This window comes from Rhizorhabdus sp. (assembly GCF_018006725.1).
Classification (GTDB): domain Bacteria; phylum Pseudomonadota; class Alphaproteobacteria; order Sphingomonadales; family Sphingomonadaceae; genus Rhizorhabdus.
In genome coordinates, this window is record NZ_JAGMXV010000226.1 from 1 (window position 1) to 7,336 (window position 7,336).

Below are 7,336 nucleotides of genomic sequence, written 5' to 3' on the forward strand. Positions count from 1 at the left end.
ACGCTGGTCCGCCATCCTCACCGTCGCCGTGCAGACCCCGCGCGACGCCGACACGCTGAAGAAGAACCCGCTCGGAATCTACGTCAACGCAATCAACTGGTCGAAGGAGCTTGGACAATGACGACAGCACTCCACAAAGCCGCCCCCTGGAGTGCAGGGCGTCCGGCTTTCCGTAAATCCGGCTTACCGCTTCTGCTGCTCTGCACGTCTGCGCTCGCCGGCTGCGCCACCAACTTGCCACCCCCGGAAATCTCCTACGACAACGCCATGCCCGCCGTGCAGGCGGCCGAGCCGCCCAGGCCCGTGCAAGTCGTCGAACTGCCGAAGCTCTTGCCGCTCCCCGGCCAGTTGAAGCCGGTCGGCAAGGACGGCAAGCCTGCCCCGGAAGCCGCCGACCCGACCGTGCGCGTCAACCAGGCCAACGCCGCCGCGCGGGTCCAGCCCGTCCGCGATGGCTTCATCAACTCGATGCAGGTCTATCCCTTCGTCGATGGCGCCCTCTATCAGGTCTATGCCTCGCCTGGGCAGATCACCGACATCGCTCTCCAGCCCGGCGAGCAATTCGTCGGCGCCGGACCCGTCGCCGCCGGCGACACGGTGCGCTGGATCATCGGCGATACCGAGAGCGGCATGGGCGCGGGCAAGCAAATTCACATCCTCGTCAAGCCGACGCGGTCCGATCTGCTGACCAATCTCGTCATCAACACCGACCGCCGCACCTATCACATGGAACTGCGTTCGACGCCTTCGACCTATATGGCGTCGGTATCTTGGCAATATCCGCAAGATCAGCTCATTGCCTTGCGCCGCCAAAATCAGCAGGCCGAGGCGCAGCAGCCGGTCGCCAACGGCATCGACCTGTCGCGCGTCAACTTCCGCTATGAGGTGTCGGGCGACCGTGCGCCTTGGCGGCCGCTGCGCGCCTTCGACGACGGCAAGCAGGTCTTCATCGAGTTCCCGCGCGGCATCGGCCAGGGCGAGATGCCGCCGCTGTTCGTGGTCGGGGCCGAGGGCAAAACCTCCGAACTGGTAAACTACCGCGTGCGCGGCAACTACATGATCGTGGACCGGCTGTTCGCCGCCGCCGAGTTGCGCTTTGGCGCAGACAAGAACCAGAAGCGCGTGCGTATCTCCCGCACCGATGGGAGGCCGGCATCGTGAGCGACGAACGCGATCCCGAAAGGGAAGAGAGCCGAACGCCCGATGGGGCGTTGCAGCCGGACGCGGCCGACGAGACCGACGACCGGCCGCTCACCGGCGAGCCAGTCGCGCCGATGCGGCTGCGGCCCGAGCCTCCGCGCGTTACCCGCCTGTCGCGCAAAGTGCTGGCCGGCCTCGGACTCGTCGCCAGCCTCGGCGTCGGCGGGGCGCTGCTCTATGCGCTCCAGACCCGCAACGCCGGCAATCAGGGACAGGAACTCTATTCCACCGACAACCGCAGCACACCGGATGGCCTGAACGGTCTGCCGAAGGACTATAGCGGCGTTCCGAGACTCGGCCCGCCGCTGCCCGGCGATCTCGGCCGCCCGATCCTCAACGCGCAGAATGGCGGCCAGCCGATTCCCGCGCCGGGCATGACCACGCCAGCGTCGCCTGGCCCGAGCCCGGAGGAACAGCGCCGCGCGCAGGAGCTGGAAGCGGCGCGCACCGCGCGTCTGTTCTCATCGACGGAGACACGGCCCGCCAGCTCCGCAACAACCGCGCCTGCGGCCGCGCCCGCCACCGACCTCGCCAGCCTCGGCCTAGCGCCGCAGCCGGCCACGCCCTCGGCGCAGGATCGCCAGCTCGCTTTCCTCAACCAGCCGCCCGACAAACGCACGGTCTCGCCCGATCGGGTCGCGGCGCCCGCATCGGCCAATGTGCTTCAGGCCGGCGCGGTGATTTCCGCCGCGCTCATCACCGGCATCCGCTCCGACCTTCCCGGCCAGATCACCGCCCAGGTGACGGAGAACATCTACGACAGCCCCACCGGGCGCATCCTGCTGATCCCGCAGGGCACGCGCGTCATCGGCCAGTATGACAGCGGCGTCGGTTTCGGCCAGCGCCGCATCCTGCTGGTCTGGAACCGGCTGATCTTCCCGAACGGCCGCTCCATCGTCCTCGAACGCCAGCCCGGCGCTGACGCCGAAGGCTATGCGGGGCTGGAGGATGGCGTCGACTATCACTGGGGCGAGCTGTTCAAGGCCGCGGCGCTCTCGACCCTCCTCAGCGTCGGAGCCGAAGCCGGCTCATCCGGGCAGGAAAGCGACATCGTGCGCGCCCTGCGCAACGGCGCTTCCGACAGCATAAGCCAGACCGGGCAGCAGATCGTCCAGCGCCAGCTCAACATCGCGCCGACGCTCACCATCCGACCGGGCTTCCCCGTCCGCGTCATCGTCACGCGCGATCTCGTGCTCGAACCCTACGGAGGCTGACATGGCGAAGCTGAAACTCGGCCCGATCGCCGATGACAAGCCGGTCAAGATCACGCTGGAGCTGCCCGCCAACCTTCACCGCGATCTCACCACCTACGCGGAGATTCTTGGCCGCGAGGCGGGACAGCCGGCCACCGATCCGATGCGCCTGATCGTTCCCATGCTGGAGCGGTTCATGGCGACAGATCGAGGTTTTGCGAAGGCGAAGCAGGCGGGCTCATCACCGCGTCCGCCTGGCTGACGGCCCGCCGGTCAATTCGCGACAATATCCGGGCGAGGCTCAGAAACCTGCGGCAGGACGGATTGTCGTTCCGGCGCGACCAGATCGCGCTGAAAGGCAAGACCTCGCCCATGATCGGTCGATAGACGATACCGGGAATCTGAGCCCCTGTGGTCGCCTCGCTGGTCAGCGTCAGCCCGCGCCCGATGGCTACCATCGACAGCAGGACATCCCGGCCGACATAGTGCGGGTGGATATTCGGATGATGGCCGAGGCCGGCCAGTCGCTGGATCAGATAGTCGTAGATCTCCGGCCCTGGCGCCGCATCGCTGACTATGAAGTTTTCGCCGGCGAGATCGTCCCAATGCAGCGTCTGCTTGGTCGCCATGCGGTGTTCCGTCGGCAGGACGGCGAATACCCTCTCCGACCAAAGCTGTTCGCTCTCGCAATCGGGCCATTCGGCCGTGCCGGTAATGAACGCCACATCGAGTTGAAGCTGGCGGACTGCGGCCACATGGACGGACGGATTGCCCTCGATCAACTCGACGGCGACCCGCGGGTGCTTCTCATCGAACGCCTTCAACAACTCGAACAGAAAGCCAGAGGCCAAGGAAGAGAAGATGCCGATTTTGATGACGCCATCCTCGGAGCGGCCGATGGCGGCGACATCGTTGACGCCATTCTCAATCTGTTGGAGCGCGATGCGGACACGACCTAGGAACCGCCTTCCTGCCACCGTGAGAGAAACCCCGCCGGGATGGCGGTGGAACAGGGATGCGCCAAGCCGATCCTCCAAATCGCGAATGCGGCGGCTTACAGCAGACTCCTGAATCTTCAGTCGTGCCGCCGCTTTCCGAAAGCTCCCCTGCTCCGACGCTATGACAAAGTATCGGATGTGACGCAACTCGATCACAATGGAGTCACCTCCCTCCAGATCTTGTCGCGTTCCAGTTTACTCCAACATGGTTTCCTGCATTTCAACAAACATGGTTTTTATCGATAAGATAAATCTTCTCGATGTTGGCGAACATCATTCTACTGCCTTTTCGATAAACCCCAGAGTGTTGGCATTCTCCACCAAGGTCCGCACCTTGGCGCGATCAAGCCCTCCGGGCACATCCGCTTCGATCTCCAGCTTCAGTCGCACTTGGCTACCAGGCAGCGTTGTGAGCTGCTCCACGATCGCCTCGACAACCTGATGAATGTCCCGCGCAGGCCGCTCCGGTGAGATCATCACGGCGCCGGTGAAGCGCGTCGGCTTCTTCTCTGTTTGCGGTGTCGCCGCCCCACCATCCCCGTCTTGCCCGCTAGGCGTCGGCGTGCCGCCATCAGGACCTCCAGGTGCGCCACCAGGGCCAGGTTGCACCGGCGCCGGACGGTGCGCTTCGGCCTCATCAGGTTTGATGATGACGCTATCGCTGTCGATGACCACCGGCGCGTTGCCCGCCCGTTCGATCGCGAGCCCCAGATAGGTGTCCGTCTTCTCGTCCCACCGTTCGGCATAGGCGAAGGGACCGGGCAGCATGCCGCTGATCGCCGCTTGCACGGCCTTGACCAGGACGTCCTGCCCTTTCAGGCGCGGCAGATAGATATAGCGATTGAGATATTCCCGCAGATCCTTCAGCGACAGCCGCTGCTTGTCGTTCCAGATGTATCTCTGGAGATCGCGATCGAGACGCGACGGCCCCAACTCGACGAGCAGGCCCTCTTCAGCCACCAGCTTCTTGCTCGCGCGCCCCAGCAACCCGTCCTGCGCCGGAATCTTGCCAGACACCCACTCCCAATCCGATTGGGCGCTCTCCTGGGCCGGATAGTGCAGATAGCACCACGCCTCTTTCAGGCGCGTCTTCATCGTCTCGTTGGCTTCGGCCAGTTTCGCCTTGGCGAGCGCGCTGTCGCTCTGGGTGAGGTTCAGCCGCTCGGTGTCGCGGACGATCTCCCCCCAGGCAAGGGAAGCGCGCACGGCGTCTTTCAGATGATCGAGCTGGCGGCTTTCTGCGGCGATGAACACCAGCATGTTGCGATAAACGCGCGGCGTGCTGCCGCGCTGCGTGAGGATGTCCTTCGCCTCGACGAGCGCATCGGAGCCCTCGCGCCCATTATGCGGATATTTGACGCCCAGCACGACGGCGCGCACCCCGCCCGCTTCATCGGGGACTTCGGCCGACGAGGCCGGCGCGACCTGCACGGCGTCGAAATGCCCGCGATCGGCGAGGCCGTTCACATATTTGCCGAGTTCCGCGTCGATCGTCACGTCGACCAGCGACGCCTCGATCTGCGCTGCCTTGTCCGCCGCGATGCGGTTGAGGCTCGCGGACATCGAATACCAGTAACGGCCAAGATCGGCGTGCATGAACTTGGCCTGGTTGGTCAGCCGCCGCAGCGCGTCGCCGAAGATCGCCGGACGCTCACCGGGCTGCACGACGCCAAGATTGATCTGCTTGTCGTCGAGGCCGGTGTTCTGCTGCTGATGCGTCGGCGCCGTGCCCATGAAGATCGCGCGCGCCACGCGCCGGGTCGCCGAATAGCGGTTCAGGTTGGGTGCCGACTGATCGACCTTATAGGGCGTGGACGCCGTGCCATCGACATCGCCGGCGATGATCGATTGCCAGCTCACGTCGAGATAGTGGAGCAATTCCGGCTCCACGCGCGGCGAACTCACCGCCACGCTGCCGGGCATAATCATCACCGACGGATCGGCGTTCATCCAAAGCTCGTGAATGGCCTGCGCCATCAGGCGCAGCACGCCGCGCGTGCGCTGGAACTTTTCGAGCGAACCCCAGCTCGTATAGAGCTGATCGAATAGCTCGGGATGGATTGGATAAGCCTTCTCCAGCTTTCGCCGATAGTCCTCGTCGGCGCAGCCCTGCGGGAAATCGTTGGCGTTCTCCCGATAGAGCTTGGCGAACTGTTTCAGCGTGTTGTCACGGTGATGGAACTTGTCGCCGGGGATGTCCTTGAACAGCCGCCGCCGGACGATCTCATAGCTCTCCTCCTGGCTCGCCGGCCGCCACGAGGATTCCACCCGGCTGAAGGTCTGCTTGAGGCGCGCCAGCGCTTCCTGCCCGCCTTCACCACCCACCTCGATCTGCGAGGCCGGCAAGGAAGCGACCAGCAGCGTGCCGGGGCTGGCCTTGACCGCCTCGGTCAGCGACTGGACGAAGGACAGGTTCGCATCGAACGACCCGGAGGGCAGCCCCTCGACCTTGTAGATCTGCCGCAGATAGGCGACCCATTCGTCGATCAGGATCAAACACGGCGCATACTTCTTGAAAAGCGCTTCCAGGAGGTTCGAGCCCGGCGCGATGCCGCTGGCGTCATTCTCCGCCACCATCGCATAAGCGTCGGCGCCGCCGAGCTGCCAGGCGAGTTCACCCCAGGTCGTGCGGATTTTCCGGTCGCCCTCGGCGTGAAGCACATCCTGCGGCCCCCGCGATGTGCCGACGAGCACGGCGCGGTTGATGGCCTTCGGCACGCTCAGCCCCTGCTTTTCGAGCAACTGGTCGAGGCCGGAGAGGTCCTGCACCGGCGTCGGCCCTGCCATATGATAGAGCGCCAGCATCGAGTGCGTCTTGCCGCCCCCAAAATTGGTTTGCAGTTCGACGACGGGATCGCCGCCGGTGCCGGACAGCCGCTTCGCGGCCCCGATCAGCAGCGCGCTCAAGCCTTCAGTCAGATAGGTGCGGCTGAAGAACTGGCGCGGGTCGCGATATTCCGGTGGCGCGCTGCCCGAATGCACCTTGGCGAGGTCGGCCGCGAACTCGGCCTGCTGGAACTCGCCGGTGGCGACATCCTGGTGCGGCTCGACCACCTCGCGCCACGGCAGAAGCCCCGCCACCGTCTCGACCGAGATTTCGAGGCGCTGGGTTTTCCGCCGCTCCTCATTGCGCTGAAGCTCGGTGAACTTCGTGCGCAGGATGGTGTCGCGCATCTTGCCGAGCTGCTCGGCCGTCTCGCCGGCGCTGATCGCCTCCATAAGGCGACGCATGGAATCGAGCGCGCGCTCGGCGTCGTCGTAGGTGAAGGTCTCGTTGTGCGAGAGCTTGTTGCGGACATCGCCCAGTTCATTGACCAGCGAGCGTTCGGCACGGCCGAGAACCGCCTTGAACGCCTCGCTCCAGAAGCGATCCATCGCATTGAACAGCGCGGCCTGGTCCCAACCGACCTCGCCGTTGCTGTTGGGGCGCAGGCTCGGCAGCTTCTCCAGAACCTGGACTTGCCAGTGCCCCTTGAGCGAGGTTTCGAGCCGCTTTTCGACGAACGGGATCAGCGCCGAAGGCAGCAGCTCCATCCCTTCAAACACATATTGGCGGGTGCTTTTTGCCACGTTCCGTTCCCCCTCAAATATCCAGCCGGATCTGACGATCGCCGCTCGTGTCGTGGATGGCTGCCGCTGCCTTCGTCAGCTCGGTCCAGTCGGCGATCAGGGCGTTGTAGGCCGTGGCCTCCTTCGCATCTTTCCGCTTGTTGGCGCTGATGTCGTAGAGGCAGTAGGCGAGATCCTTCACGGCCTCGGCCTGAATGTTGATCTTCTTCAGCAGGACGGCAGTGTCATGGGAGATGCCGTCCTTCTCATGCTGCCGGACCAGGTGCTGGAGGCACTCCCACACCGTCAGGTGGCGATCCTCTTCAGGATCCCAATCTGTTGATTTCCACTGAGAACTGACCCGGGAAGTCCAGAAATTTCCACTGAGAATTGACC

At 64.5% G+C, this 7,336-nt stretch carries 6 protein-coding genes and 1 pseudogene; 4 read left to right on the plus strand and 3 right to left on the minus strand.

From position 1 onward, the window contains the following. From KAY22_RS21985 to KAY22_RS22000, 4 genes are all read left to right on the plus strand, one after another. Positions 1-121: VirB8/TrbF family protein (locus KAY22_RS21985; RefSeq protein ID WP_296625337.1), on the plus strand; the 121-nt coding region annotated here is incomplete at its 5' end. Further along, a complete protein-coding gene (trbG, locus tag KAY22_RS21990; protein ID WP_296625333.1) occupies positions 118-1,161 on the plus strand; it encodes a P-type conjugative transfer protein TrbG in 1,044 nt (347 codons plus the stop codon). The genes KAY22_RS21985 and trbG, both read left to right, overlap by 4 nt. A gap of 113 nt (positions 1,162-1,274) precedes the next feature. Beyond that, positions 1,275-2,414, plus strand: coding sequence for a TrbI/VirB10 family protein (locus tag KAY22_RS21995; RefSeq protein WP_296625338.1), 1,140 nt, complete (start codon positions 1,275-1,277; stop codon positions 2,412-2,414). Between the two features lies 1 nt (position 2,415). Next, the gene (locus KAY22_RS22000) at positions 2,416-2,655 is read left to right on the plus strand and encodes a DUF2274 domain-containing protein (RefSeq protein WP_296625334.1); all 240 of its coding nucleotides are present in this window, start codon (positions 2,416-2,418) and stop codon (positions 2,653-2,655) included. Here the strand turns inward: KAY22_RS22000 and KAY22_RS22005 are convergent. The 3 genes and pseudogenes from KAY22_RS22005 to KAY22_RS22015 form a co-directional block, all read right to left on the minus strand. Beyond that, positions 2,588-3,547, minus strand: a complete 960-nt coding sequence (locus KAY22_RS22005; protein WP_296625335.1) for a LysR family transcriptional regulator — start codon at positions 3,545-3,547, stop codon at positions 2,588-2,590. The two genes, KAY22_RS22000 and KAY22_RS22005, sit on opposite strands and share 68 nt — an antisense overlap. A gap of 117 nt (positions 3,548-3,664) precedes the next feature. Then, positions 3,665-6,961 (minus strand): DUF499 domain-containing protein, encoded by a 3,297-nt coding sequence (locus tag KAY22_RS22010; protein WP_296625336.1) that lies wholly within the window; start codon positions 6,959-6,961, stop codon positions 3,665-3,667. Positions 6,962-6,974: 13 nt separating this feature from the next. After that, a pseudogene (locus KAY22_RS22015) lies at positions 6,975-7,336 on the minus strand (hypothetical protein); the annotation flags it as partial.

Excerpts from the sequence above, each read along its gene's own strand:
- trbG (WP_296625333.1), top strand. The coding sequence starts at position 118 with ATGACGACAGCACTCCACAAAGCCGCCCCCTGGAGTGCAGGGCGTCCG.
- KAY22_RS21995 (WP_296625338.1), top strand. The coding sequence starts at position 1,275 with ATGCGGCTGCGGCCCGAGCCTCCGCGCGTTACCCGCCTGTCGCGCAAA.
- KAY22_RS22000 (WP_296625334.1), top strand. The coding sequence starts at position 2,416 with ATGGCGAAGCTGAAACTCGGCCCGATCGCCGATGACAAGCCGGTCAAG.